The organism is Kineococcus radiotolerans SRS30216 = ATCC BAA-149, assembly GCF_000017305.1.
In the GTDB taxonomy this organism is placed as follows: Bacteria; Actinomycetota; Actinomycetes; order Actinomycetales; family Kineococcaceae; genus Kineococcus; species Kineococcus radiotolerans.
Genome location: NC_009806.1, coordinates 75,867 through 102,021, shown reverse-complemented (window position 1 = coordinate 102,021; position 26,155 = coordinate 75,867). Strand labels below are relative to the sequence as shown.

Sequence of the window (26,155 nt, the reverse complement as noted above, 5' to 3'; positions counted from 1 at the left end):
CCCACCCCGGCCCGCAGTGCCGCAAGCCGGCGCGTCCAAGACGGGTAGGACCGGAACACGGCACTCGAGCTGATGGAGAACTGCTGGGTCTTGACCTCTAACTGTTTCGCCTCAGGAGCAGGACGGCGCGGCGCGCACCCCAGGACAGCTGACCCGCTTGAGTAGTCAGTAGATCGTGGCCTCGACTCCAACGATGCTCAGGTCCTCCCGCGACAGCGCCTTCTGCAGGTACTGCCGATCCGCTACCTCTCCGGCCAACCAGGCGAATGGGTCGTCACCCTCGCTGCGCGAGCGCGCGAGCGCCTTCGAGACGGCGTAGCCGCCCTTGGCGCCGACCTCCACCGTCGTGCCGTTCTTCAAGGTGACGCGGAAGCGCACGTTCTTGCGACCCCCTCGTTGGCTGCGCGCGGCACGGCGCAACGTCTCGAGCAGTCGCTGGCGGGCCCTCTCCCGGCCGGTTCCCTCACTGCGAGGTGCCGTCACCGTGTGCTGGCGCACCCCACCCGGCAAGTACGTCGTGCTGTCGCTGAAGCCCCCGGACCGCCCCGCTCGTCCACCTGGAGTCGGCGAGGGCTGGCCCGCACCAGCGCCAGCGCGGGACGCCGGAGGCTGCCCAGCAGTCCCGGACTTCTGGGCTTCCGTGCCCTCCTCTGGACGGCGAGTCGGCTCGGAAGCTCCTCGCGGTGCGCGCACGCGCATGAGCTGGCCATCCCGCCCGCGTCGGCGCGCCGGTTGCGCCTGAGCGCGTCCGGTCCGGGCCAGCTCGCTGAGGGCGGCGACGTACAGCTGCCCGCTGCTCTCTCCCTGCACCACCTTGCGGACCATGCGGGGCGAGCGGCCGAGCTCGCGGGCGATCTCGCTGATGCTGAGCCCGTAGGCGCGCAGATCGGCGATCAGGTCGGCCGCGGTGGGCGTCGACTGGTCAGGCACCGGCCACCTCCGCGACGACCTCGACAGCCGGATCCCCGGCCGTGTCGGCCGTGATCGCAGCGGACTGCGGCGAGGTGGCCGTTCCCGGCCCGGCTGCCTCGGCGCGCTGCCGCAGCCGGTTGCGTTCCGCTACCGTCGTCGGCAGCTTCACCGCCGGCAGCCACCCCTGCAGGCGCATCCGCCCGACCTCACCGTCGTCGCCACCACCCGTGGCGACCGGCAGCGACCACGTCGGGATCTCGGTGGTGTAGATGGCGTCGCCGTTGACCGCCAGCAACGTCGCGGGGTCGACCTCCAACGCACCTCCCAGGCGCGTCAGGCCGACCCCGGGCAGACGCTTCGACAGCGCGGTGGGGCACTCCAGCACCCGCGCCCGACCGCGCGACCACACCTGCGCAGCCAGCTCCGGTCGGTACAGCGCCGCGGCCTGGCCCTGCGGACGCGGGGCGCGGGTGCGGAACACGAACGCCTCCCCGTGCCGCACCAGCGTCGAGGCGGCCTCGGCGGGCACCTCCCGCGCGGACCACACCACCTGCGTGGTCTCCCGGCCGCGGGAGGCGAACGCACCGATGCCCTGGATGAGGATGGCGCGCATGGCGCTGACGGCGGCCCCGCGCACCGTCGGCGGCAGGTCTTGGGCCTGGGCCAGGCGCTCGCGGGCGCGGCGCAGCCGGTCGGCCCAGGTGTCTAGGACGCGGGCCTTGGTGAACTCGATGCCCTCGAGGAACTCGATGCCCCAGCCATGGTCGAGGGCGATCTTCAGTTCGACCCCGTCGACCCAGGTCTGCCCGCCGGCGCCGGGGACGTTGGGGTAGTGCCACCCCTCGTCTGCGTCGTCATGGGCGACGGGGAGCGCTCCAAGCGTGTTCCAGCCCTCGGGAACGGTGAAGCGAACGTGGAAGCGGGCGCGGGCGTAGGGGTTGGACTGCAGCAGGTCCTCGGCTTGGTCCCCGGTCAACCGCCGCGCGGGGCCGGTGCCGAGCTCACGGCACAAGGAGGCGTACATGAACCGGCCGTCGACGTAGGCGAACCCACCGCGGGGTTGCTCACCCACGTCCACCAGCGGGCGGCAGGCCCCACACGCGCAGGCAGCGGCGCCGGTGGTGAGGTGCTCGATGCGGTGCTGCCCGGCGGTGCGGTGCAGCAGCTCGGCGGTGTCGGGGTCGAGGGGTTCGGGGTCCAGGGTGCGGGGCAGGGACTGCGCCCACATCTGCGTCCCCGTGGCAGCGGGGGACTTCAGCAGCTCCGCGTCGCGGGCGACGGACTTCAACGCTTCGGACGTAGCCACCCAGGCCTGGCGCGCCTCGTCAGGGGTCAGCGAGTCGTCAGGGGAGGTGAACCACTCCGAGGCCAGGCGCACTTCCAGCTTGCGGCCGGTGATGCCGTGGGTGAAGCGGCCGGTGGGCGGGCTGGAGAGCCAGTGCCCGCCGGCGCTCCAGCCGGGGGTCTCGGTGATGAGCCAGTGCTGCTCGCCTAGGCTCTGCTGGGGAATCCTCCCGGTCAGCATGATCCGCTCGGCAGAGAGGTTGTGGGCGGTGTCGAGGAGGTCGACCAGGACAGGCCGCTTGCGTCGTCCGGTGATCTTCGGGGTGATCCGGGCACCGCTGTCGGTGACCCCGACGCCGGTGGCGTAGTCCAGCCACACGGTCGGGACGGGGCGGACCTTCCACGGTGCTGGCCTCATCGGGGAACTCCTGTCGGTCGTGACGTCGCCGTGGTGGGGGTCGACGCCGTCCTGGTGGATGCGCCGGCGGCGGTCGCTGTCAACGTCGGCGAGGTGGTGCGAAGAGCGATCAGCGAGGGTGCGGGAAGTGCTGACAGCCATGCTGGCAGATGCACCCGGCCATAGGGCCCCCGGTGTGGATGGGTCGGAGGTTGGATCACCACGCCTTGCGCGCCGCCGGGTCGTCGTGGGTCAGTAAACACTGCCCGCTCCGTGCCCACCGACTCGAGGTCCGCTGGCCTGTCCTCGTCGCGGCCGTGGCTGTTGAGGTGGACCGCTTCGAGGGGTCCGTCCTTATGCGGGTGGCCAGACTGGGCAGGGTTCGTCCCCCGGGGAGGTAGCGCGTTCGTTGCTCCGTTCAGTGACGCGCTGATGACGAGGTGCTGGGGCATGAGGTTCTCCCGGTGGGTGGCGACAGCACGTCACCGGCCTTGAGATGCCCTCTCCGAGTCCTCCAGGCGTGTCCGAGGCGGGGACCTGTGGGAGGACACGCTGCGGATGCCGCGTGCCGGACCCGACGTGCGGGATGCGACGCGCGTGCTGTGCCGCCTTGCGTAGTCATCGTCGTCCTCGGTGACGGACGACGCAGGCGATGGTCACTGCGTGCGGGGCCCCAAGTCGTTCAGCCCGTACCCCTGCGGGTACACGCTGGTGGCTGCTCCCGGCTTGAACCAGCTCGGCGGTGTCGGCTGTCGCCGCCGTCGCAGCGCTCGCAACCGGAACAGCGCGTGCACTGCAGTCCGCACGATCGGCCCGGGCGCTGCGAACCCGAGCGCGGAACGCGCCGGCTCCTCTAGCAGCACCGCCGCTGCCCGTACCGCCAAGGGGCGCAAAGGAGTCGGTACGGGGTCGAAGACGGTGTCCAGAGTCGCTGCAATCAGTTGTCGACCGGCCGGAGAAGAGCGCAGCTGCGTCTGTTCGTAGTCGCTGAACCAGCGGTCGAACTCCTCGAAGGTCTCCGGCACGTCGGTCAGGTCCATGCGAGCGGCCAGTTCGCGGTACCAGTCGATGCTGGCCTGCTCCTCGAAGACGGTCAGCTCTCGCCACCCGAAGCGGCGAATCGTACGCACCCCGAGCACCACGAAGGTCCCCAGGATCCAGACGTAGTCCTCGTTGCGGATGGAGAAGCGGTGGTGCATCCCGTTGAGCCGTCGCACCACCTCATCACCCACCTCGCTGCCCAGGCCGTGGTGGATCAACTCGTACATGAACAGGCCGGTGTCGGTGCCGCGCCGACGCGGCTCCTTCTGCATCTGCCCGGTGTGACTGAGCAAGCCGGCTACGCGAGGGGAGGCGAAGGTGCGCAAGTAGGCCAGGTGGAAGCCGATGCGGCTTTCCGTGGCGAACTCCGCGAGCGCCAGGCGGCGGTAGACCTCGTTGACCTCGGCGAGCCGCTGCGGGCTCAGGACCTGCGGGGTGACGAGCCCGTCGGGGTGCTGGCCGCTGCGCAGGTCCTGGGTGTCCTGGGCGTCCTGGGCGTCCTGGGCGCGAGTGGAGCCGGTGGACGTCTGGCGGGCATCGGCTGACTGAGGCGCGTTCATGATCGTTACCTCCGGGAAGTGATCATCGCGTTGTCGTGCAGGACCTGCAGGAGCCGCTCACGTAGGGGGTGCACACCGTGCAGGGCGTGGCTGAGCATGGTGGTGGCCTCGGCCAGGCTGGCCCCGCGCGGGGCGGGGACTTCCAGGGGGAGGGGGCTGCGCGGTGCGCGAGCGCGGTAGCGCTCGAGGCCGAGTAGCACGCAGGCCTGCCACACCACGATGTCGAGCTGGGCCCCGGCACGCAGGCCATGAGCAAGAGCCAGCGAGCGAATCTGCTCGTGGTCGTCGTGGTCGACGTAGGCCACGGCGATTCGCTCGATGTCGTGGATCTCCGACATCATGCGCCGACGCTGGAACCCGGCGTCGGTGGCGTTGGCCGGCGCGGCGGCCGTCTGCTGGGGGAAGTGGACCAGCTGAGGCATCGACTCGGCCAGCGCCGACCACCACGGCCGGATGTCCTCCAGTTCGAGCAGCAGCCGGTGGAAGTGGCGTTCCTGACGGCGCCGGCCCACGACAAGGTGGATGTGCTCGACCAGCCAGCGCTTGCGTTCGGCCCGGCCCGCTCGCCGTCGTTCTCGGCCCAGGAAGCGGTGCAGGAGGCGGTCGAAGCTGGTCCACACGAGACCGATCACGATGACGACCTCGGCGAGCTGCTGCAGCGTGACATCCAGCCCGGTGCCGTGCGCCAGGGGTGGCGTGCTGCCGGTGATGAGGGCGTAGGCGAGCAGGGCCAAGCAGGTCGCGACGTAGCCAAGACCGATCAGGCAACCGGAGGCGACCAGGCGCATGCCCACTCCGGCGGCGCGGGCTTCAGCGCGCGCGGCGATGCCGAAGCACGCGGTTGAGGTAGCGCCCAGAGACCAGGAGAGCAGGGCCAGCGAGGCGACCCAGTGCGCGACCGCGGCCCAGGTGGGCTCGAACAGGTGTGGAGTGCGTGGGGGCTGGAGGAGAAGGGGCATCACCACCAGCACGGTGGTGATGGCCATGGCGTTGTTCAGCCAGCGACGGCGCCGGGGGCAAAGGCCCAGCAGGAGACGCAGCAACTGCAGAAGGCACCCGGCGGCCAAGGCGCCGAACAGGTGCATGAGCGCCTTGCTCCATCCCAGGTAGGCCTGGTCGATCACGGCGCGGATCGGGCCAGTCTGAACCACGGCTCCCAGGGTGAGGGCACCCACGGTCCACCACAGCATGCGTCGGGCTTGGTGATCGGCGACGTGTCCCTGGTCGCTGCCGCTGTCGCGGCGCTTCGTGGCCGTGGTTCCGTTCTCGGATCCGCGATGCGCGATCTTGGACTCGGGGGCGACCGCGATGGAGGAGCTGCCGTGCAGGTCGATGGCGCGCCCATCGCCCGCACCCTGGTTGCCGGTGAGCTGCTCGCTGGCGGGGTGCTCTGAGGGGCGCCGTTGCCGCTTGACGTGGACGCGAGCGCGGTAGGTATCGGCGAGCAGCCAGGCGGCGAGGGCTGTGACGGCCAGGACGGAGACGATCCCGGTCACGTTGAGCGAGCCCAGGTCACCCACGCAGCAGCCGGGTGAAGTTGCCTGCCACGTTGTCCTGGTCGCGCAGGTCGATGACCCGGCGCCAACCGGTAGTGGTTTCCTGCGCTTCGATACGTTCGGCCAGCAGGGTGCCGAAGTATTCCGCCGCAGCCTCATCGGCGTTGTCGGCGACACTCACACCGATCTGGCAGCGGCTGTACTGCGGCTTCTTGGCCAGGTGGTTGCACATCAGGTGACCCAGCTCGTGACCCACGCACAGGGCCGTCCACCAGGGGTGGGTCTTCTCGTAGTCCTGGGGCCAGCTGACGATGATGAGACCGGACTTCTTCTGGGTGATGACCCCTGAGACCTCAGGGTCGGTCAAGGACTGCTCGTGCGCGCGGATGCGCACGCCGAGCTGGGTCGCCACGGACTGGATGAGGTTGCGCATCGTCAGCGGCCGGGGCAGCTGGATGGACTGGACCATCTGCCGGCACTGCTCAGCCACGCCGCTGTCGAGGGTGAAGTCTGCGGTGCTGGCCGTCCCGCCCTGGGTGGCGACGCTCTGGAGGGGCTCTGCGGCCGCCGACGTCGCGGTCGCCGGGTCCCCGGTCGTCGATGAGCTGGGCAACGCGGTAGGCAACGACATGAGGCGGTGATCCTTCCTGGCGTTCCCACTGTGGGCTTCCTGGTCCTGCGGGGAGGAGGCGTGGTCTGGTGTCTGCCGAGTGCAGATCGGATCTCGGCCTGCTCGTCGACCGCTCAGCGGCGCAGGCCCCGGTCTCAGCGCGCCGGCGGCGACGACTCTGGGTCGGTGTCTAGCGTCCTGCTTCCGTGAGCCACGGAGCTATGAAACCATGGTGTGGACCACACGCCTAGTCTGCGTGTTCGCATCGCGAACGCCTTGGAGGGAGTCGACGTTGCTGCCGCCTCCGCTGGTGGGCCCGTCGGGCCTGGTGGGCCCGTCGGGCCTGGTGGACCGCGGCGCCCTGGTCGGTGGAGGCGGCTTGTCGCTGCAACGGGTGGGCTCGAGGTCGATCCGATACGGTTCCGGCACCGTGCTGCTCAAGAATCGACGACGATGGACGCGACCGGTCATAGGCGCCGATGAACAAGTCACAATGGCGGGGGAAAACAGTGGCGCAACGCGGGAATGACCAGGATCGGCCGACAATTGCTCGCGCCCTCGATTATCTGCTGCGCGGCTACCGCGACGGTGAGGGCAATCTCGTCACCGAAGAACAGGTCGCCACTGCGATTCAGGTCGAGGGGCTCAGTGCCGAGTACATCACCGCTTTGCGCGAGGGCACCAAACGCAACCCGACGGCGGACACCCTTCGGGCTCTGGCCGCCTTCTTTGGGGTCAAAGCTGGGTTCTTCTTCGACCCCATTCCCGACCAGACGTCGTCTGCCGCTGCCGATCACGAGCAAGCTGCGGACTCGGCCCATGGTGGGCCTGATCCCTCGAACGTGTCGGACGGGGTCGTGTACGCAGTCGACTCTCAGGCCAACCTCGCGGCCCGCCTCGAGTACCTGTTCAACCTGAGGGTCCGCCCTGACGGGCAGCCATGGAGCATGCGCCAGGTCAGTGCGGCTGCGAAAGAGCATGGCGTCGCGCTGTCGGTGGGTTACCTGCACGACCTGCGGCGCGGAATCAAAAAAAGTCCCAACATGCAGCAGATCGAATGCCTGGCGAAAATCTTCGGTGTGTGGCCCGGGTATTTCTTCCAAGACGACAAAACGCTGGAAGAGATGAACAGGCGGTTGAGGACTCTTGATGCTCTCGAAAATGACCGTGTGGCCAGCATCGCTATGCGGGCGCGCAACCTCAGTCAGCGAGAACTCAACATGGTCAACGCACTCATCGACAGTGCCCTTCGAGACGCTGAGGACTTCGGCAAGGACGAGCCGCGGGATCGCTAGTTCCGCGGCTCCCGTCTCGCAACGCTGCTTCAAGCATCAAGCAGTTGAGTGGGCGGCGTCACCGGTCGGTGCCAGGATGTCCGCGTAGAAGGACAGAGCTGACCACGCCGCCTTCAGTGCGAACTGGGCTGACGTGGCCTCGACGACCTGGAGGGATCAACGCGTGGACGAGCTCACGGGCCGAGACCTCGACGAGCCGTCTCCCCTCGGGCCGGCAGCAAGAAGCAGCGTCGACGACAGCACCGCGGCACGCGATCAGCGGTGCGTGCAGCGCCTGGAGGACCTGGGTGTGCACCCTGGTATCTCCCTGCGCCGCCTGCTGACCACCCTGCGCAAGCAGGAAGGGCGCCCCATCAAGATCACCCAGCGAGGCCAGCACGGCCGACTGCTGCACCTGCCCGCCAAGGTCTCCGCCCTCGTGGACCGCGACCCGGAGCGCCGGAGCATCCTCGTCTGGATCCCTGAGGACCCCAAGCGCTCGATGCGCGGCAAACGCGTCCTGCTGCACGAGCTGGCCCACCTCATCGTCACCCCGCGCGATGAGCTCCGGGTCGTCTCCCAGGTGATCCCCGTCAGGGCCGCAGATGGTGAACAGCGTCTCGACGGCCTGAACCTGCCCGTCAACGCCGACCTCCCCGAGGGCGTTGACCTCTACGACGAGAAGGCCATCCAGTTCCACTGCAACGTCGAAGACGATGAGGAGCGAGAGGTCGAGTGGACCGCCGGCCTCCTGCAGCACTACATGGCGCCGTGGATGCAGCAGAGGGAGCTTCCTCCCGCCTCGGGTCTGGGCCTGTTCGTCACCCGGCGGGGGAGCACCGATGAGTCGGCTGGCTAAGGTCATCGGCTGGGCTCCGGCCGGCGCCTTCGTGCTCGGGGTCGGAGCCGGCATCGCGTTGCGTGACCTGCTGACGGGGAAGATGACCCCGGAGCAGCTGCGGGCTGTGTCCCTGGCTCAGCCCAGTCCGAGCGAGACCGTCAGCGAAGACGACCTGGTGGCCATCGGCCGCCGAGCTCAGCGGGCGCAGTGGTTCGCCATCGCGGGCGTCACTACCGCTTCGTTCTTCAACGTCCGTCCCGTCGTGCAGCGGGTGGAGCGACTCACCGCGCCGGGGGTGCCCTGGGTCATCAGCACCGTCCTGATGACCGCGGCGGGTATGAGCGCGACCGACGCGATCATCCACACCCTGCAGCCCCCACGCCGGACCGGGCGCTGGACCACCCGCCTCACACGGATCAACCACGCCTCGGTCATCGGGTGCTCGCTGTTGACCATCGTGCCGTGGCTGGTGCAGCGGCCGCGACCTCGGCCGCGCAACCTGCAGGAGTACGTCACCTACTACTCCCCAGACGTCGCAGGCTTCGTGGCTGCCCTCGGCCCGCAGATCTGCGGGCCCTTCCAGGCCGCCACCTTGTTCTTCTCGTGCTGGAACGAGGCCCGCCGCGAGCCAGACCCGGCCGTACGGGTCAGCCTGCGCCTGGTCGCCATCGGCAGTGTGGTCAACCAGGGCGTCATCCTCATCCAGACCGTGCAGGCCTACACCTGGATGCAGGGGCGGCCCAGGTGGACGCCGAAGCAAGCCGCGGTAGCCCAGATGGCGTGTCAGATCGCCACGCCGCTCCTGCTGCTCCTGGGCTCCAGCACAGCCCCCTTCGTAGAGAACGTCCGAGCCCGAAGCGCGGAGTTCTTCACGCAGCTGTGGCGGGAGGACGTGGTGGCGATGAGAGCGCCGTGGCGGCTGCTTCAAGGCGTCTACCGAACCGCCTACGAGCTAGAGACCGACCAGACCACCAAGACCAGCCGTGACGAGTTGTACGCCCAGCGCGCCCGCATGGCCAGCGACATCATGGAGGCGCTGATCCAGGCCGCGGACGACCTCACCCCCCAAGCCCGTCGACGCATCGAGCAGCTCCTGGGTCGCCGGTCGAAGTCCACCGTCCGTCAGCGGACCGGCCGCGTGACGGCCGCCGCCGCACGATCAGTCCTGTCGGTCGTCGGCGGGTTCGCACCTATCCTGGCGAGCCGGTGGTGGCGTCAGATCACAGAGAAGCCGCTGCAGCGCAACGCACGTGCCGACGCAGCGTCCGCGAGCGCCGCCCTGCAGTTCCACACCGCTGGGTCGGACCTGCGGGACGAGCGCGGCATCTCCTCGCAGGCGACGCCGGTTCTAACGCTCAGCCCTCGTGACGTGGACGAGGCGGTCGCCTACCTGCGCCTGCTGTGGCGTGAGGTTCAAGACCACGACGTTCTCGAAGCCGGCACCGCCGGTTTCGTTGAGATGGTCGAGTGATGGCGATGGACGTGGCCCTGGATCCCCGCCCGCTGTCGACCCCCACCTCGGAGGCAACGATGCAGCACCCCCAGCCCCACCCCAAGCCCCTCAGCACCAGCGTCATCGGAGCGAGCCTGGCCGGCCTGTTCGCCGCCGCCGCAGCCGCGAACGCCGGTCACCAGGTGACGATCATCGAACGCGACGGCATCCCGACCACCCCACAAGCACGACGAGGGGTGCCGCAGAGCGAGCAGACCCACATCCTGCTGCACCGCGGACTGCTCTCCGCCGAGCACCTGCTCCCCGGCCTGCACGATGAGCTCATCCAGCGCGGCGCCCCGGAGTTCAAGGTCGGACGCATGGCCCTGCTCAGCGCCGACGGCTGGGCACCACGCGGCGACTACGGCTACCCCCTGGTCTGCTCCTCGAGGACCCTGCTGGAGCACGTGATCAGGAAGCGCGTCCTGGCCCTGCCCAACGTGCGGGTCCTCGAGCAGACGCGCGTGCAGGCCCTGCACCAGGACCCGTCAGGCGCCTGGACCATCCAGCTGCAGCCGACGGACCATTCCTCTTCACCTGGAGGTGAGCACTCCCTCGCCGCCGACCTCGTGATCGACGCCTCGGGACGCTCCTCCCGGCTGCCGACGTGGCTGAAGGGACTCGGCCTGCCGCCGGTGCCGACTACGACGATCGACGCCCGCGTCGGCTACGCCACCCGACGCTTCACCAGCCCCCGTCCTCCAGGGCCCGGAGTCCTGATGCTCGCCTCGGCCAGGCAGAGCCGCGGGTGCATCGTGAGTCCCGTCGAGGACGGCTACTGGCAGGTCACGACCGTGGGCCGCGGTGAGGACCGGCCCAGCCGTGACGGTGAGGAGTTCCTGGAGCACCTGGCCAAGCTGCCGGACCCGATGGCCTTGGACATGGTCAAGGGCATGACCCCCGTCAGCGACGTCGTCGTCCACCGACAGACCGCCAACGTCCGCCACCACTACGGCAAGTCGCGTCGTTGGCCCGCGGGGCTGCTCGTGACCGGCGACGCTCTCTGCGCGCTGAACCCCGTCTACGGCTCCGGCATCACCGTGGCGGCCTGCCAGGGGCTGCTGCTGGAGCGGTCGTTCATGAAGGCCCAGGGGGGCCGGCTGAACACCCGTCGCCTCCAGCGCGGCTTGGCGCGTACCGCTGACCTGCCGTGGACGATGGCGACGTCGCAGGATCGTCAGCTGCTCACCACTCCCCAACGCGCACGCCCGGTCGAGGCGGTCGTCGGATGGTGGGGTTCGGAGGTGGCCCGCCTTGCTGGCCAGGGCAATGATCGGGCCGCGGACGTCATGCAGGCCGTGACGCACCTGATGTCACACCCGATTGCGCTGTTCACCCCGCCGCTGCTCCTGGCGTCACTGCGTTCGCGTCTGCGCCCCCGCCGCTCGCAGGCACCAGAAGCCACTCCCGCGCGAGGCCCCCGTCCCTTCGGGGGCGATGCACACGCCCCTCTTGATCTCCGGGATCTGGAGGCCCCGGCGCTCGCGGGTGAAGGCAGGAGCGCCCTGGGATAGGTGCCTCATCAGGCCGGCGGGTCGCTATCTCCGGCGGTTGCGTATCCGCCCGAATCGTCCTGGCCGCAGTACGATCCACGCTTGTGGCTAGTCAGCGGTCCGGTGCCGAGGACGGACAGCGCTCGCTGGGTCTGGCGTTGCTGGCGGTGGCGTGGTTCGTCGTGCCGGCCTTTCTCGTGGTCCAAGCCGTCATGTCCCGGCTGACCTTTTTCGGGGCATCGCTGAGTGCCGAGAGCGCGGAGCAGGCGAACCGCTGGGAGTGGTGGGCGATTGTCACAGGTGTCGGCATCCCCATGGTGGGCGTGGTGCTCAGCGGCTTACGACGTGGCCGGTGGCTGACCTTCTTCGTCGTGGCCGCGCTGATCTACTGCGGATGGACGTGGGTGTTCGACATCGCGGGCGTGCGGTCGCTGCCGGCGCCGCAGCCGGCCGTCACGTCCGATGGGCCGCGCATCGTGTCGCCGAACTGCCAGTCGATGGGCGTGCCTAACGATCCGGACTGCCCAGGCGGGTGAAGGCCACCAGGTTTGTCATGTCGTAGGACATCGGTGACAGTCGCAGAATGGAGCGGGTGTCAGCCGCAACGACGGCGCACACAGCCCGTCATGGGCGTGACGTCGCGCGCGGTGTGGCCTAGGCCGCAGGGTTGTTCAGGTCCGTCTTTCGAGCATTCCCGAGGCCGGAGGTGCTCCGCCAGCTTGACTTGTACTAGCTTCAGGTTGTTCGGGGACCGCGTCGTCACGGTTTGGGTCGGGGCAACACGCCCGCCGTCCCGCCCAGCACTTGGCCTGTTACCCGGGCCCGTGTGCCGCGGATTTGGTCGCCGCTGTAGTTGAGGCCGGTCACGCGCACTGCGTCCGAGAACAGCGGGTCGTCCAGCCAGACGACCGTCCCAGGGTCAGGGTGCACTGTGTCCTGGAAGGTGAACTCCACCTTGCCATGGTTACCGCCGCGGACGTCGAGCTCGCTGACGCCAGCAAGGCCGATGGTGCCGTAGATGGCAAGCTGACCGAAGACGTCGCTAGCGACAAGCTCGATGAGACGGTCTGCAGCGTCGAAAGCGTCCGCGTACTCACGGGCGGGCCCAGACAGGGCGCCTACAGCCTTGACGACCACCTGTTGGCGGTAGGCGTCCCGCGGGAGAGCGCGGTCCGGCTCGTGGGCGTCGATGAGTGCTGGCCGAGTCGCCTGGGTAATCGCTTGACGGGTCGAGCGGAGCTCTGCGCGGTGGGGTGGCAAGAGCGCTCGCTCTGCGTCGCGCAACTGACGCCACGGCGCTGTCTCAAGAAGTGCCAGTGCGAGCCGGCGGGTCGTATCGCCCGCACGTACGGCCTCATTCTTTGTGGCCCCGAGAATTTCCAGCGGTTCAAAAGGCGGGTTCTGGAACTGGAACCCGGCCGCAAACTCCTGCCGAGTCCAGGGGAGTCGGTACGTGAACTCATCGGTCGTTAGGGGGGTTCCCTGCGCGAGCTGCGGGGCCGGGAGCTGCGGGTATCCGGGGAGCCGAGACCGCAACCATGCGACGGTGACGCGGTGGGCCCCCTCGACGCGGCTCGCGTCCTCAAGCCACGGATCTAGAACTTCCGGACCGACGGGCGGCGCGACGAGGCCCTGCACAAGGGAGAGCATCGGGGGCACGTTCGTGCCTAGCCTCATCGGGTGGCTTGCGACCATCCCGCCGCAGGCTGTGACGTGCTGAAGCAGGCCTGGGAGCCCGAGCCTGCGCTGGGGCGCGTTACGCGGTAGCTGCTCGGCGAAGCGGCGAACCACCGGCAGGTCTCCCCAGACCGCTGCCATCTCTGCCACCGCATGCCACAGCGCCGCCTCGTTGTCGGGTGTCGGCATCACAGCCACCGCCCTCCGGCCATCTTGTTGATCGCCTTCCTTACTCGTTCCGCTGCCTTAGCCGATGCGGGGCTGTCAATCATCGAGTCGAGAGCCGCGCGCGAACGGTAGTCGTCGCCGACGAAAGGCTCATCAGCAATGGATATGTCGATTCCCTCGGTTGGGGTGTAGACGACTGACCAGTCGGGACCGCGACGCAACAGGCCGTCCCGCGCAGGGTGTACCTGTCCGGTGAGGCCCATCGGGCCGATCTCGGCCGCAACGACAGCGCGGTGCTCGGCTCGCACCGCCACGCGAACGAGCCGGTCGGTCTCCGCGGCGGTCTCAGCTACGTGCGCTGCCACAGCATCGCGAGCTTCCTCCGCGGTCCTAGGGTGCGGCCGACCGACGCCGTTGTTGCCTGCGAGTTGCATGAGGAGCCACTGACGCCACAGCCGGACTGCGAGGTCGACAGGTCCGGCTTCCCCAACCACCCAAGGCCTAGAGGAGCGCGCCGCGCGTGCATCCATGTCGGAGAGCCAGCCACCGCTGTCCGGTCGGCTGAACGCGACGACGCGACCGTCGGTGTGGCGCCACAGGTCAACACCAGCTGCCACACCCTCCGGGACGACAGCGCGCAGGACCGCAGACACCTCGTCCGGTGCATCGGCTCCTGGGCGGCGCCGATCGAGGGCACCGAACCGCGGTAGCGCGAATGGAAGGCGCTCCGCTACGGCTTCGGCGAGCGTGCGATCCATCCCGCCAACCTGTGCTGCGAACGCCAGTCGCTCCTCGTCGCCGGGTTTCACGTCGGTGGGGAATGCGACGGCTCCGCGCGCCAGGGCCAGCCCTGCGAGGTAGTCGGCAAAGGAGTCGTGGACCGCGGCGACGGTTTCGGCATGGCCGAGCCGAACGATCAGCCCCGACCTGCGGGCGGCGTCGTCGATCGCGCTTGCGTCGATGGGTCCGATCAGGTCGGCCTGCGCTTTCGCTTCCTCCATCAAATAGCGACGCCACGTGTAGGGATCGGCGTAGCGGCGGTCCTCATCGAGGAGTCTCGCGAAGCACGCACCGAGCAGGACCTGCGCAATCCCGAGCCCGGCGACGCCCGCCTTTTCCCCGAGCTGATCGAGGACCGCTCCGTACACCGCCGCCCGGTCGTCGAACGCGACCCCGGACACGATGAGGCCAAGCGTCATCTCGAGCAACATGGGGTTCCCGGCTGCGTCGCCGAGCGATGCCTCCGCCTGCGCGAGGACGACATCGGCCTCTACTGCGTCGTCGCCGCCCCTAAGGGCGATCTCGGCGAGGGCCCTCCGACGCTCCCGCCCGAACGGCTCGAGGCGGAACCGGGATGGTGTGGATGATGCCGGAAGGACTGAGCGGACAGCGGCGAGCCCACGCCCTAGCAGCACAAGGCGCGCCCCCCGCCCGGTCGCGACCGGCGTCCGGAGATCCTCGGCGAGGGCATCCCGAACCGGCTCGGGGACCTCCGAGACACCGTCGATCACGACGACCGTGCCCGGCTCGGCAAGGACTTGCCGGCCGGTCAGCGTCGGGACGTCACGGCCCAAGACGTCGGCCACGGCGTCAGCGGTGAGCGCGTCGATGCGGCCGGGGATGTACGTTTCCGCGTGCGCCACGACCACGACTCGGCCCTGCGCGGCGCCCATGGCCCGGAGTTCGCGGGCCGCGGTGGACTTCCCGGCGCCGGTCGGCCCAGCGACGGCAGCCGGCGCCAGCCCGTCGCCCAATAGCGCGTCCATGCCCACCTCTTCGGCGGTACCGGACGACACCTCCAATCGAAGTCGTGTGGGCACCGCCGCGGCGAAACCCTGTGCGGCCACGGCCGCGAGGTACTGATCACGCATCTGGCCAGCCCACGGCACCACGGCCGCCGCGCTCGGAGGGATCCCGAGCGCTACGCAGATCTCGTGCCGGGAGGCCACGCGGTCTGCTGAGTCAGGCCGGCACGCGCGGTCCAGCAGCAACCGGAACAGTGCATCGACAGCGGACTTCGCTTGCTCCATCGCGTCGGCCGCCGACCTTGCGGTCGGGAGCAGCGCGATGACCTGTCGCTCGGCCCTGGCGAGAAGTGCTCCGAGACCGCCCGGGTCCTGCACCACCGTGGCGCGGGCTGCCTTGCGGACGGTGTCTCCGTCGGGTGCGTCCCCCAGTAGCTCCGCCAGCGGGCCACGATCGCCCACCGCCGCCTGCGTCAGGGCGTCCCTGACCTCCTCGCCGGAGGGCCCGAGGCGCCCGTCAGTCACGAACTGGAACGATGCCCCATTCGGCGCGTCGACCGCCGCCCACCGACGGAGCAGCCCGATCAGGTCGGCCTTGGCCCACGTGTAGTCGTCGGACCGGACCTTCGCCTGCTTGCCGATTGCGACCCTCCCGTGCGCGTCGAGCAGCTCGATGTCGATTACGTCTTCGACACCCTCGACCCGGATCGCCGCGAATGCGTCACTCTCTAGGACGTCGAGCGCGCACAGGACCGCCTGCGCGTGCTGGTAGGCGATGCCACGGTATGTGTCAACGCCGCTCATGGATGGCAACCCTAGGCGCTCTGGCGCCCCCGCGGTGGCCGATGCGGTGATCGAACGACCCGCTCATCGCGAACTGGGTGTCGGCCCGGTTATCGACTACTCGAACGGCAAGTCGAAGGTGCATCGCTTGCAGGCACGAACGCCCTTCACCCGCAGATCCGGGGGCTTGAAAGGTGTTACCACCAAGACCGACGGTGTCACTGGTGTCCTGATGCAGGACTGGTACCAACGTCCTACGAGATGCCACTCCCAGACCGCCTGGGCGACTTCGCACTCACGGAAGGGGGTGAGCCGCGGACTCGTCGACCGCCGAATGGTCGTCGGCGAGCGCTCGCGGCGCGTGCGCCTGCACCAGCCTCACGACGTCGTCGAAGAACGCCTGAGGCGACTCCGGAGCCTGCTTGTCGCTGCTGGGCCCCTCCACGCCCGGTCCCTGGGAAAGTCTCTGCAGGACGACCGGGAGCAGGGAGTTGCTCACCTCTTCCTTGGGCAAGCTCCTGATCCACTGGGTCAGTTCCCGCACGGCGGCGGTGCTCAGGCGCGCGCCGCCGTCGTCACTGACTAGCGTCGCCCGCCAGTCACCGGACCCGGCGGCCAGGACGACGCGCCGTCCCGGTGGCGGTGTCTCGGTGAGCACCCAGCCCGGTACGCACAGCACGTCCGCGACCAGCTGCAGCTGCCGCGGGTCGGCCTCCAGCTGCCGCCCCTCACGGATCTCGTGCAGCTCCTCGCCGGTGATCGTCGCACCGAGCTGGCGCGCCAGGTAGGCGATGAAGGAAGCGTGGATGAGGCGGTGTGGTTCGGGAGAGCCTTCTGCGCCGCGCAAGCAGCCGATCTGGAAGGTGTTCAAGGCCTGGTTGAGCCGGTAGGGCAGGGACCGCCGGTCGATGGCTTCCCCATCCTGAGGCGGGTCCTCCCCGATGCTCTGGGGGCCGAGCGGCAGGTGCGCCAGCAGGTTCGACATGGGCGCCACGATGCCAGGACGACGACACGGAAGGCCTCAAGGCGCCCCCGGTACTGGGTCGTTGGTCCGACCGGGCACGCATGGTGGGCGCAAATCGGGCGCTACCCCCTACAGTGCTGATCGAACAGGTGTTCGATCTAGCTGAGGGGGAGGCTCATGCCCGCTACCGCTGGCGAGTACGCCCCCGACGACGACAGCTGGGAAGGGCACACCGAGCGACCGGTCTCCGACGTCTCCTCTGACGTGATCGTGGTGGTCGACGTGGGCCGCCCCACCGCCGTGCGCTGGCGCGGCCTGCTGCTGCCGGTCACCCACGCCGTGCGCTGGCACGAACGCCCGGTCATCCCCTGGTGGCGCTCCCAACGCCGCCTCGACCTCGACCAGGCCCTCGCCCTGGTCGATCAGGAACGCTGGCGCCTGCACGCCGAGGTCCCTCCGCCCGCTCCGACCCTGCGCAAGGTCCCCACCGACATGCAGCCGGGACAGCCCGGCGGGGACGGGGCACGCGGCGGGTACAAAGGTGACTTCGGGGGTGGCTTCGACACAGACGCCTTCGACGATTTCGACGAGGGGTCTCAAGACCTCGATGACCTCGAGCCGGAGCACCCAGGGCTCGAACCGGCCACGATCGTCGTCGACGTGTTGCGCGCCGGCGACGATTGGCACGTCCTCAGCGCCGAGGAGCCGTGAACCGCCGTGAGCACCCCGTTCACCCACCTGCACGTCGCCAGCGGGCACTCCCACCACCACGGCACCACTGACCCCGCCACCTTGGCCGCGGCGGCCGCGAGCGCCGGGGCCTCCGCTCTGGCCCTTACCGATCGCGGCCAGATGGCCGGGCTGATCCAGCACGTCAGCGCCTGCCGCTTCGCCGGTATTGACCCCATCGCCGGTGTAGACCTCGCCCTGCATTCCAGCACCCGGCGCGACTCCACCCGGACCTCGAAACCGGGCACCACTGGTTCCGGCTTCAGCGCTGGTTCGGGGCGGGTGGTGGTTCTCGCCCATGGCCACACCCACGGGGCCGGCTGGGCCGCGCTGTGCCGAGCCACTACCGCCGCCCACCGCACCAACACCACCCCTAGCGCCAGTGCCGCGACAGCCAGCCTCACTCCCGCTGACCTGGTCGCCGCCCTCGCCCCAGCCGCCGGCAACGACCCCGCCGCCACCGTCCTTCTCGGACCCGGCACCGACCTCGGCCGGGCTCTCGCTACCGGGCGCATGCGCGAGGTCATCGACGCCTGGGAGGCCTGGACCCGGCTCCTGCCCGCCTCGGCGCTCGCGGTGGAGGTTGTGTGCCACCTGACCCGCGAAGGCCACCCGGCCTCCGTCGGCGTCACCGCCCGGGTGCTGCGGGCTGCGGCCGCCGTCGGCATCCCCACCGTGCTAAGCAACGCCGTCCGGCTCCTGCATCCCGGTGACGTCCCCACCGCCGACGTCGGCGACGCCGTCGCCGCCCTGCGCGGGCTGGAGGAGCTGCACGCCGCGCACGCGTTGTCGCCCAACGCCCAGGCCTGGCTGAAACCCCCACACCTGATGGAAGACCTGGCCCGAGAGATCGCCACCGCCGCCGGCGTCGAGCACCGCGGTCGCGACCACGCCGGCGGACTGCTGGAACGCACCGCCGCGCTCGCCGAGCGCTGCCGCCTGGATCTTGAAAGGGATCTGGGGTGGGGGAGGGCGCGGGTGCCCGAACCGGCGGTCCTGGGAATCGACGCCGCGGCCACCTCCGCCGGGGACCCGCACGGCTACGCCGCGGCGCTGGGCATGCTGCGCGCTCGCGCCGACGCCGGCATCGGCCGTCGCCACCCCGGCGCGAGCCTCGCCAAGGTGCGGGCGGTGCAGGAGCGGGTGCAGGCCGAACTCGCCGTCGTCGACCGCCTCAACTACGCCACCTACTTCCTCGCCGTCAGCGAGGCGACCCGCCTCATCCACGGCCTCGGGGTGCGCGCCACTGCCCGCGGATCCGGCGTCGGCAGCGTCCTGCTGTGGCTGCTCGGGGTCAGCAACGTGGATCCCCTCGACCAGGGCCTCCTTTTTGAGCGCTTCATCTCAGATCGCCGCGAGACGTTGCCCGACATCGATCTCGACGTGGAGTCCGCCCGCCGCCACGACATCTACCGCGCCATCCGGGATCGCTTCGGTGCCGAACGCGTCACTCTGATGGCCACCACCCAGGCCTACCGCGCCCGCGGCGCGGTCCGCGCCGCCGGTCTCGCCCTGGGGGTGGAACCCGAGGTCGTCGACGAAGTCGCCGCCAGCCTGCGCGGGGTGTCCGCCTCCCGGGTCCGGGAAGCGATGGCGGAACTGCCGGAACTGCGTGAGCTCGCCGAGTTGGTGCGCAGTCACCGGCAGCTGGACCTGCTCGTCGACGTCACCGCCACCCTGGACCGCTTACCGCGGCACCTGTCGATGCACCCGTGCGGGGTGATCCTCTCCGACGCGTCCCTGCTGACCCGGACTCCGGTGCAGGCGTGCGGGATCGAGGGCATGGCGATGAGCCAGTTCGACAAGGACGACATCGACCCGATGGGCTGGCTGAAGCTCGACGTTCTCGGGGTGCGGATGCAGTCCGCCATCGCGTACACCCTCACCGAGATCGAGCGCACCGCCGCCGTACCCGAGAACATGCAGCCAGCTCACGTCACTCCGGCGTCGGCGAACCCCGCCGCAACCGCTGCAACTGCTCCAGCCGCCGGCCTTCCTGCGCTGGCCAACCTCGTCCATGCCTACCGGGCCCCGGCCACCGAAGCCCCGCCTGCCGCCGCGCCTCGCGCTGAGCCCACGGCGCCGGGTGCGGTGCCCGATCTGGACGCCATCGCCCTCGACGACCACGCCACGTTCGAGCTGATCCGTTCCACCCACACCCTCGGCGTGTTCCAGATCGAATCCCCCGGCCAGCGCGAACTGCTGGGGAAGTTCCAGCCCCGGGCGTTCTCCGACCTCGTCATCGACGTCGCCCTGTTCCGCCCCGGTCCGATGGCCGGGGACATGATCTCCCCGTTCCTGGAAGGCCACCACGGCTGGGTCGCGACCGGCGGCCCCCGCCGCCTACCGCACCCGGACCTGACCCCGATCCTCTCCGAGACCCACGGGGTGGTCATCTTCCACGAGCAGGTCATGCGCATCCTCGACGTCTTCACCGGCTGTGGCCTGGCCCGCGCCGACGTGTGGCGCCGCCACCTGTCCGACCCCGACGCCCGCGTCGAGGTCGAGGCGGACTTCCGCACCGCCGCCACCGCCCGCGGCTACCCCCGCGACGTCGTCGACGCGGTGTGGAAGCTGATCGCCGCCCACGGCGGGTTCGGCTTCGCGCGCGCCCACGCCGCGGCGTTCGCCGCGATCACGTACCAGAGCGCGTGGCTGAAGGCGCATTACCCGGTGCAGTTCCTCACCGGCCTCCTCGAGCACGACCCCGGCATGTACCCCCGCCGGCTGCTGGTGGCCGAGGCCCGACGCCTGGGCATCGCCATCCTGCCCGTCGACGTCCAGACCTCCACCGACGTCTGGCGTGCCGAGCTGCCGGCTCCCACCGGCCAATCAGCCGGTGGGGAGCGGCGGTGGGGGATCCGCCCCCCGCTCACCGTGGTCAAGGACCTGCACGCCGCGGAGGTGGAGCGCATCGTGGCCACGCAGCCCTTCGCCGACGTCGGCGACTTCCGCGACCGGGCCCGCCCCCGCCGCCCCACCCTCATCCGCCTGGCCCGCCTCGGAGCCCTCGACGACCTCGCCGGCCTGGACCCCGTGCTGGGTGCGTCGCTACGACCGGGGGTCACCTACCGCTCGAGCCACGGCAGCGGGCAGGGGAGTGGGCGGGTGCTGACCCGGGGGGACCTGCTGGCCCACCTGCAGCAGATCAGCACACGGTCGAAGGCGGGACGCGCCCCCGGGGTCGGCGCCGGGAGCGGGTCCCTGCCGCAGCCTCGAGTCTCCCCAGCGCCCTTGACCGCGGATGCTGCCGTGACGAGCCCTCAGCGCACCGCCCTGACCGCGACCCGGGCCATCCAGACCATGGCGCCGGCCCGGCCAGCGACGGCGCGCGCCACAGCCCGGCCGGCAGGACGCTTCGCCGGCTGGCACCCCGGCCAGCTCGTCCTGCCCCTGGGGGACCTCGACCTGGCCAGCGCCCCCGCCGGTCACCTGGCACCGACCCCGGAGCAGCAGGTCAGCACCGAGCTGGCGAGCACCGGGATGGACCTGCAGCAGCACATCCTCACCCCGCACCTGCCCGAACTGCGCCGACGCGGCTTCACTCCAGCCGAGCGGCTGCTGGAGGTACGCACCGACGTCGACGTCCTCGTCGCCGGCGTGCGGGTGGCGACCCAGACCCCACCGGTGCGCTCCGGGCGTCGGGTGGTGTTCCTGACCCTGGACGATGGCACCGGCTGCGTGGACGTCACCGTCTTCGCCGACGTGCAGGAGACCACCAGCCACCACCTGCTCTACCGAGCCTCTCTGCTGCTGGTCACCGGGCAGGTGCGCCGCACCGGCCCGCGCGGGGTCAGCGTCCGCGCGCTGCAGCTGCACGCGATGCCATGAGGGTCACCCTTTGGCGCCTGTGTCCCCGGTCAGCAGGCCCGGTGAAGATCAGGAGGGAGTGCCGCGGCTGCACCCGTTCCCGACGATGCTGACGGTGTGGACTCCTTCTCGGCGTTGCTGACTTTGGCCTGCCTGATGGCAGGGGGTGTCACCGTCTTGATCGCCGTCGTGTTCGCCCTGACCACACCGCCACGGCGACCCGCAACGGTCGCCCTCGCCGGCGCCGGGCTCGCTGTCGTCTGGGTCGTCCTGACCTACCAGGGCGGCGTCCGCGCCGATGAGACCGGAACCAGCGGCACCATCCTCGAGGACGTCGTGTGGCTGGTCGCTGCCGTCGCCTTCAGCATCACCTCCCTCGTCCTTGGTGCGTGGCACCGCCGACGTCACTCGCAGATCCGGGCGAGGTGGTGACGAGCGGCTGAAGGTGACGAGCGAGCGAAGCTAGAGGGCCGGCCGGCCGCGGCGGCGTGTCAGTCGGCGCAGTCGTTGCAGATCAGCTGCCCGTCGGCGTCGCTCTGCGCGGCGTTCAGCTGGCTGCGGTGCTTGACCAGGAAGCAGCTGGTGCAGGTGAACTCATCCTGCTGGCGCGGCAGGACCCGCACCGTCAGCTCCTCGCCTGAGAGGTCCGCCCCGGGCAGCTCGAAGCCCTCCGCGGTGTCGGCCTCGTCTTCGTCAACGCTGGAGGAGCCTGCCTTGTCGGTGCGGTGGGCCTTCAACTCCTCGATGGAGTCGGTGTCGAGGTCCTCATCGGTCTTGCGCGGTGCGTCGTAGTCGGTCGCCATCGGTACCTCTCGTCACGTTCTGCGCTGTCCGCCCCGAGGTCGGCCCGGCTTCCCCAGGCCGCCGTCTCAGCAGGGCGCCGTACTCAACCACGCCGGGATGACCCGCATGCCCGCGCCACGCCACGAGATGTCGCCCGCGTTGGCCGCGCCGTGCCGCAGCCCCCACCCGTGACTGCCTACTTGGCCGGCGACTGCCCGATGGTGAGGTGCAGGTGTGGGTCCCGCCGGAGATCATCGTCGCGCCCGGTGAGGCCAGCTGCGACGGGCTGACCGCCGCCGCCGGGCGTGCGCAGACCTCGCCGCACTGACTCCGCCGCGCAGACCCGCTGGCCCCGCGGCGCAGCCCGCAGGATGCTCCTGCGGGATAGGTCTTAGACCCAGCCGGTGCCGGTTCGGACAGCAGCGTTGCGGGGTGGGCGGGGACGGCGCCGGCGTTGCTCCACGGCGCGGAAGGTGCGCGACCAGCGCAGCGCGAACGCCTCCAGGTCATCGGCGCTGACGCACGCAGCCAGCTCCTCGTCCTCGAGCGGCGTCCACGGCGCGGTGCGCCGCATCGCGACCGCGGCGGTGTGCTCGTGACGCTGGGCCTGCGACCGGTGCGACCGGTGCGGCCGGTAGCCCGGCACAGACGGCTGGGACTGCATGGAGGGCTGCAGCTCGGTCTGGGTCTGGGTCACGGCGTGGTCAGCTGCCAGCCGTCGCTCTGCCCACCGGGGCCGTGGATGAGCCAGCCCTGCTCACGCAGCCACGCGGTCCGCTTCTGCCAGACGCGGTCCCCGACACCGGCCTCCCGGGCGAGCACGGCCGCGGTGTGATCGGCCGGGATGCGGTTCTCGTAGTCGGCGGCCGCGGCCAGCACCCACACCACCGCCTGCAGCGAGCTGCGGGAAGGGGCTTGGAGCTGCGCGCGCGGGATGGTGCGGATCAGGGTGCGGATCGCGCGGGCCCAGCGCACGGCGGAGGGGACCATGTCGCGGGGGTCGGTGGGCAGCAGCCGCACACCCTCCAGCGGTGCCTCGTGCAGGTCGCTGCTCGTCGCTGGCAGGCCGTAGTGGGGCCCCGCTCCACCCGTCCCCCCGCGCACCGCGGCCTTGCCGGTGTCCTCGAACCGCATGATCGTCATCTCGGCCCGGGGTGACCAGGCCTTGACCAGGACCACCCGCGCGGTCCAGCCCGCCTACCAACTCCCACGACAGGACAGGCATGCTGCCCGGGTGAAGCCCGCATGGACTCTTCTTCGTCTGGTTGGCGCTGTCGGGGCGGCGGCGCTGCTCGCCGGCTGCGGCGGCGGGTCTGGTGACGAGGCGGGTCCGGCTTCGTCGACCGGCCCTTCAGCGACCACCTCCTCGAGTGGATCTGCGAGCCCGTCGTCGGCTTCCAGCAGCGCCGGCAACCCCAGCAACCCGGCCAGCGGCAGCGGTGACACCGCCACTGTCGAGACCGCCGCCGCCGAGCTGCCTGACCTCGTCCAGCAGATGCGCACCGGCGTCCCCGAGATCACTGACGCGCTGATCTACGACGAGACCAGCGACCCCAACGACCTGCTGGGCCGGCCCAACGGCTACACCGCCGCAGCGAGCCTCACCGACTCCCGCGCCAGCGACCCCGCCGGCACCGGAGGCATCGACCTCGGTGCCGTCCTGGAGGTGTGGCCCACCCCGGCTGATGCTCAAGCCCGCGCGGACTACATCGCCGCTCTGCAGAAGGGCAACACCCTGCTGGGCAGTGAGTACCACCATGTGCGCGGCAACGTCCTGCTGCGCGTCAGTGGTCAGCTGCCGCCCAGCGTCAACGAGGTCTACGCGGCGGCCTTCGGGGCGTGAGGTGTGTGGGTGAGCTTGAGGGGCGCGCTCAGACGGTGGCGGGGGCCTGCCGGTCGGTGAGGCGGATGTAGAGGATCAGGTGGTCGGTTATCCATGGGTATCTGCTATTTCTGCAGGTCAGCTCATGTGTGACATGTCTCGGTCGGAGCTGAGCTCTGTGACGCACGTGTCACCACGAGCCTTGGGGTCTCTGTCGCCCCTTGAGATCTAGGGGCGAGTCGGCGCAGCTGACCGTCGCTGAGCCGCTCCTTGAGCACCCTCGCGCCGTCTTGGACGCCGTGGCTGACGCCACCGACTCACCGACGCCTCGACGGCGACAGTGGCTGATCGGTGCACTGTGTCCCCGTTCCGCGTTCGTCCCTACAACGGAACCGGGCTGAAGCTTGCCCCGCCGTCGCGGGACTCGTGCACGCCTTCTTCGGTGACGACCAGCAAACGCATCGAGCCGTCAGGCTGGAGGTCGGCACCTACCGCCTGCGGTGCTCCTGTGACACGCCCTCGTACGCTCCACGTCGCGCCTGCGTCGGTGCTCATCGCCACCGTCCCCTCTGGGCTCACCCCGGCGACAGTGGCGCCGTCGGCCCAGTCCACCAGCTGCAGCAGCGGTGCTTCCTGAAGCACCGACCAGGTGATGCCGGCGTCGGTGGAGCGGGCGGGACCAGCCTCACTGGTGACGAGAAGCACCGCGCCGTCAGGGGATGCGGCCACGGCATACGGCTTCACGGGCGTCTGCAGGACGTTCCATGTCGTTCCATCCGAGCTGAAGCGAAGGGTGCCGTCGAAGCCGACGACGCCGCCGGCGGAGGCGGCCAGGGCGTGGAAGTCCGACTCTCCCTGCCGCGAGAGCGCCTGCCAGGTGCGCCCGCCATCGGTGGTCTCGATCAGGCCCACCGGCTGGGGCAGGTCCACGCCGGGACCGGGGTGGCCCGAGGCGTAGAAGTGGTCCGGGCCGGCGACGGTGAAGCCCATCAGGTCGATGACCGGCCCCACCCGCACCGGACCGGACTCCTCGAAGCGGAACAACCCGTCGTGGGTAGCCAGGTGTACCTGGCCGTCGGCGGGGTTGACGGCCACGCCGTGCACGTGAGCACTGGGCAAGGTGACGGCGTCACCGCCATCGTGCTGACCCTCACTGTGCTGACTCTCACCGCCCTCGACGTCGCCGCCGTGCTGCTCCACGGCGGCGGGATCAACTGCCGGCTCGGCACTGGAGCAACCGGCCAGCAGGAGCGCAGCGCTGAGCGTGGCGGCCCGCAGCGGGACCCGGATTCGCGGGCGGGAGAGTGTAGTCATCAGTCCTTCTCGGCTCGTTCTGCGTCGGTTTAGCTCGGCACCGGCACCGGCACCGGCACCGGCACCGGCACCGGCACCGGCACCGGCACCGGCGCCGGCACCGGCTGTGGGGACGGGGATGAGAGAGGGCAGGCAGCACCGGACCTTGTGCCGTGGACCTTGTGCCGTGGAACTTGTGCCGTGGAACTTGTGCCGTGGAACCGGTAGCGCCGGCCCAGGCGCTGGTGCTGCTCAGTGGTGGTAGGCGTGGACCACGGCGTGGCCCTTGCCGCGGCTGATCATCCAGCGGTTGACCGGGGTGGTGATCACGAAGGCCAAGGCCAGCGCGCCGGCCAGTGAGGCCCAGAAGATCCACGAGCCGATGCCGGCGTGCATGGCGCCGGGGATGGCGACCATGGCGGTGTTGTCGATGATCTCCATGACGGCGATGGAGATGGTGTCGGCGGCCAGGGCGACTTTCAGGGCGGTGCGGAAGCCGACGCCGGCCTTGAGCACGCCGCGCATGGTCAGCGCGTAGCCGAAGATGAAGGCCAAGGTGATCGACAGGGCCACGGTGGCGGCGGTGTGCCAGCCCAAGCTGGTGCCGATGACCATGCCGAGGACCTCGCCGATGGCGCAGCCGGTGAGGCAGTGCAGTGTGGCCTGCGCAGCCATCGCCCACGACGTGGAGCCGGGGCCCCCGTGGCCCTCATGGGCACCATGCCCGCCATGACCACTGTGGCCCGCGCTGACGTGGTTCATGTCCGCGTGGTGGGTGAGGGTGGGCTCTGCGGTGGTGGGGTGGTGCTGGTGCCGTGGGTCGGGCATGACTTCTCCCTCGGTGAGTTTTCGGAAGGTGCCGTGGCTTCGCGCCTTGGTCGTCGCACTGGTACTTGGCCGGTACTCGAACTGGTCCCTGAACGGGTTCTCGATGAACGGCTGCTCGATGTGGTGTCGGGCTGATCCACACGGGACCTGCCG

The 26,155-nt window shown here is 70.2% G+C and carries 23 protein-coding genes; 10 read left to right on the top strand and 13 right to left on the bottom strand.

What is annotated here, in order from left to right; all coding sequences use genetic code 11:
* Nucleotides 1-165: 165 nt before the first annotated feature.
* From KRAD_RS24830 to KRAD_RS23175, 5 genes are all read right to left on the bottom strand, one after another.
* The gene (locus KRAD_RS24830; protein WP_049821579.1) at nucleotides 166-930 is read right to left on the bottom strand and encodes a hypothetical protein; all 765 of its coding nucleotides are present in this window, start codon (nucleotides 928-930) and stop codon (nucleotides 166-168) included.
* Nucleotides 923-2,755 (bottom strand): hypothetical protein, encoded by a 1,833-nt coding sequence (locus KRAD_RS23195; protein WP_203417795.1) that lies wholly within the window; start codon nucleotides 2,753-2,755, stop codon nucleotides 923-925. The genes KRAD_RS24830 and KRAD_RS23195 overlap by 8 nt, the downstream gene beginning before the upstream one ends.
* 494 nt (nucleotides 2,756-3,249) lie before the next feature.
* Nucleotides 3,250-4,194, bottom strand: coding sequence for an oxygenase MpaB family protein (locus KRAD_RS24825; protein WP_012001953.1), 945 nt, complete (start codon nucleotides 4,192-4,194; stop codon nucleotides 3,250-3,252).
* 5 nt (nucleotides 4,195-4,199) lie between these two features.
* Entirely contained in the window at nucleotides 4,200-5,714 is a 1,515-nt protein-coding gene (locus KRAD_RS23180) for a DUF6545 domain-containing protein (protein ID WP_012001954.1), read from the bottom strand.
* Nucleotides 5,707-6,321 carry a hypothetical protein gene (locus KRAD_RS23175; protein WP_012001955.1) on the bottom strand — a complete coding sequence of 205 codons (615 nt, stop codon included), beginning with the start codon at nucleotides 6,319-6,321 and terminating at the stop codon, nucleotides 5,707-5,709. The genes KRAD_RS23180 and KRAD_RS23175 overlap by 8 nt, the downstream gene beginning before the upstream one ends.
* A 458-nt stretch (nucleotides 6,322-6,779) precedes the next feature.
* Between KRAD_RS23175 and KRAD_RS24820 the strand changes: the two genes are divergently transcribed.
* From KRAD_RS24820 to KRAD_RS23150, 5 genes are all read left to right on the top strand, one after another.
* A complete protein-coding gene (locus tag KRAD_RS24820) occupies nucleotides 6,780-7,595 on the top strand; it encodes a helix-turn-helix domain-containing protein (RefSeq protein ID WP_157874018.1) in 816 nt (271 codons plus the stop codon).
* A 163-nt stretch (nucleotides 7,596-7,758) separates the two neighbouring features.
* Nucleotides 7,759-8,433, top strand: coding sequence for a hypothetical protein (locus KRAD_RS23165; RefSeq protein WP_012001957.1), 675 nt, complete (start codon nucleotides 7,759-7,761; stop codon nucleotides 8,431-8,433).
* Nucleotides 8,434-8,515: 82 nt separating this feature from the next.
* Nucleotides 8,516-9,886 (top strand): hypothetical protein, encoded by a 1,371-nt coding sequence (locus KRAD_RS23160; protein ID WP_157874017.1) that lies wholly within the window; start codon nucleotides 8,516-8,518, stop codon nucleotides 9,884-9,886.
* A complete protein-coding gene (locus KRAD_RS23155; protein WP_157874016.1) occupies nucleotides 9,886-11,421 on the top strand; it encodes an NAD(P)/FAD-dependent oxidoreductase in 1,536 nt (511 codons plus the stop codon). Before KRAD_RS23160 ends, KRAD_RS23155 begins: the two co-directional genes overlap by 1 nt.
* A gap of 83 nt (nucleotides 11,422-11,504) precedes the next feature.
* On the top strand, nucleotides 11,505-11,936 hold the full coding sequence (locus KRAD_RS23150; protein ID WP_012001960.1) for a hypothetical protein: 432 nt from the start codon (nucleotides 11,505-11,507) through the stop codon (nucleotides 11,934-11,936).
* A 223-nt stretch (nucleotides 11,937-12,159) separates the two neighbouring features.
* On the opposite strand, the gene KRAD_RS23145 is transcribed toward KRAD_RS23150, so the two are convergent.
* The 3 genes from KRAD_RS23145 to KRAD_RS23135 form a co-directional block, all read right to left on the bottom strand.
* On the bottom strand, nucleotides 12,160-13,266 hold the full coding sequence (locus KRAD_RS23145; protein WP_012001961.1) for a hypothetical protein: 1,107 nt from the start codon (nucleotides 13,264-13,266) through the stop codon (nucleotides 12,160-12,162).
* On the bottom strand, nucleotides 13,266-15,794 hold the full coding sequence (locus tag KRAD_RS23140) for an NACHT domain-containing protein (protein ID WP_012001962.1): 2,529 nt from the start codon (nucleotides 15,792-15,794) through the stop codon (nucleotides 13,266-13,268). Before KRAD_RS23140 ends, KRAD_RS23145 begins: the two co-directional genes overlap by 1 nt.
* A 274-nt stretch (nucleotides 15,795-16,068) precedes the next feature.
* A complete protein-coding gene (locus KRAD_RS23135; RefSeq protein WP_012001963.1) occupies nucleotides 16,069-16,758 on the bottom strand; it encodes a hypothetical protein in 690 nt (229 codons plus the stop codon).
* A gap of 156 nt (nucleotides 16,759-16,914) precedes the next feature.
* Here KRAD_RS23135 and KRAD_RS23130 point away from each other — a divergent pair, with 156 nt between their 5' ends.
* The 3 genes from KRAD_RS23130 (at nucleotide 16,915) to KRAD_RS23120 (ending at nucleotide 21,708) form a co-directional block, all read left to right on the top strand.
* The gene (locus tag KRAD_RS23130; RefSeq protein WP_012001964.1) at nucleotides 16,915-17,448 is read left to right on the top strand and encodes a hypothetical protein; all 534 of its coding nucleotides are present in this window, start codon (nucleotides 16,915-16,917) and stop codon (nucleotides 17,446-17,448) included.
* 6 nt (nucleotides 17,449-17,454) lie between these two features.
* A complete protein-coding gene (locus KRAD_RS23125) occupies nucleotides 17,455-21,297 on the top strand; it encodes a PHP domain-containing protein (protein ID WP_012001965.1) in 3,843 nt (1,280 codons plus the stop codon).
* Nucleotides 21,298-21,393: 96 nt separating this feature from the next.
* Entirely contained in the window at nucleotides 21,394-21,708 is a 315-nt protein-coding gene (locus KRAD_RS23120; protein WP_041293785.1) for a hypothetical protein, read from the top strand.
* A gap of 59 nt (nucleotides 21,709-21,767) precedes the next feature.
* Here the strand turns inward: KRAD_RS23120 and KRAD_RS23115 are convergent, their stop codons facing one another.
* From KRAD_RS23115 to KRAD_RS23105, 3 genes are all read right to left on the bottom strand, one after another.
* Nucleotides 21,768-22,079, bottom strand: a complete 312-nt coding sequence (locus tag KRAD_RS23115) for a DUF4193 domain-containing protein (protein ID WP_012001967.1) — start codon at nucleotides 22,077-22,079, stop codon at nucleotides 21,768-21,770.
* Nucleotides 22,080-22,450: 371 nt separating this feature from the next.
* Nucleotides 22,451-22,756, bottom strand: a complete 306-nt coding sequence (locus tag KRAD_RS23110; protein WP_012001969.1) for a hypothetical protein — start codon at nucleotides 22,754-22,756, stop codon at nucleotides 22,451-22,453.
* Nucleotides 22,753-23,202 carry a hypothetical protein gene (locus KRAD_RS23105; RefSeq protein WP_157874015.1) on the bottom strand — a complete coding sequence of 150 codons (450 nt, stop codon included), beginning with the start codon at nucleotides 23,200-23,202 and terminating at the stop codon, nucleotides 22,753-22,755. The genes KRAD_RS23110 and KRAD_RS23105 overlap by 4 nt, the downstream gene beginning before the upstream one ends.
* 352 nt (nucleotides 23,203-23,554) lie before the next feature.
* Between KRAD_RS23105 and KRAD_RS26310 the strand changes: the two genes are divergently transcribed.
* Nucleotides 23,555-23,902, top strand: coding sequence for a hypothetical protein (locus KRAD_RS26310; protein ID WP_049821576.1), 348 nt, complete (start codon nucleotides 23,555-23,557; stop codon nucleotides 23,900-23,902).
* Between the two features lie 360 nt (nucleotides 23,903-24,262).
* Here the strand turns inward: KRAD_RS26310 and KRAD_RS23095 are convergent, their stop codons facing one another.
* Together KRAD_RS23095 and KRAD_RS23090 are read right to left on the bottom strand one after the other, a co-directional pair.
* Nucleotides 24,263-25,195 carry a F510_1955 family glycosylhydrolase gene (locus KRAD_RS23095; RefSeq protein WP_012001972.1) on the bottom strand — a complete coding sequence of 311 codons (933 nt, stop codon included), beginning with the start codon at nucleotides 25,193-25,195 and terminating at the stop codon, nucleotides 24,263-24,265.
* A gap of 231 nt (nucleotides 25,196-25,426) precedes the next feature.
* The gene (locus KRAD_RS23090; RefSeq protein ID WP_041293831.1) at nucleotides 25,427-25,936 is read right to left on the bottom strand and encodes a DUF4396 domain-containing protein; all 510 of its coding nucleotides are present in this window, start codon (nucleotides 25,934-25,936) and stop codon (nucleotides 25,427-25,429) included.
* Between KRAD_RS23090 and KRAD_RS26455 the strand changes: the two genes are divergently transcribed.
* Nucleotides 25,904-26,137: a hypothetical protein gene (locus tag KRAD_RS26455; protein WP_162145163.1), complete on the top strand. Its 234-nt coding sequence runs from the start codon at nucleotides 25,904-25,906 to the stop codon at nucleotides 26,135-26,137. The genes KRAD_RS23090 and KRAD_RS26455 overlap by 33 nt on opposite strands.
* Nucleotides 26,138-26,155: the final 18 nt, after the last annotated feature.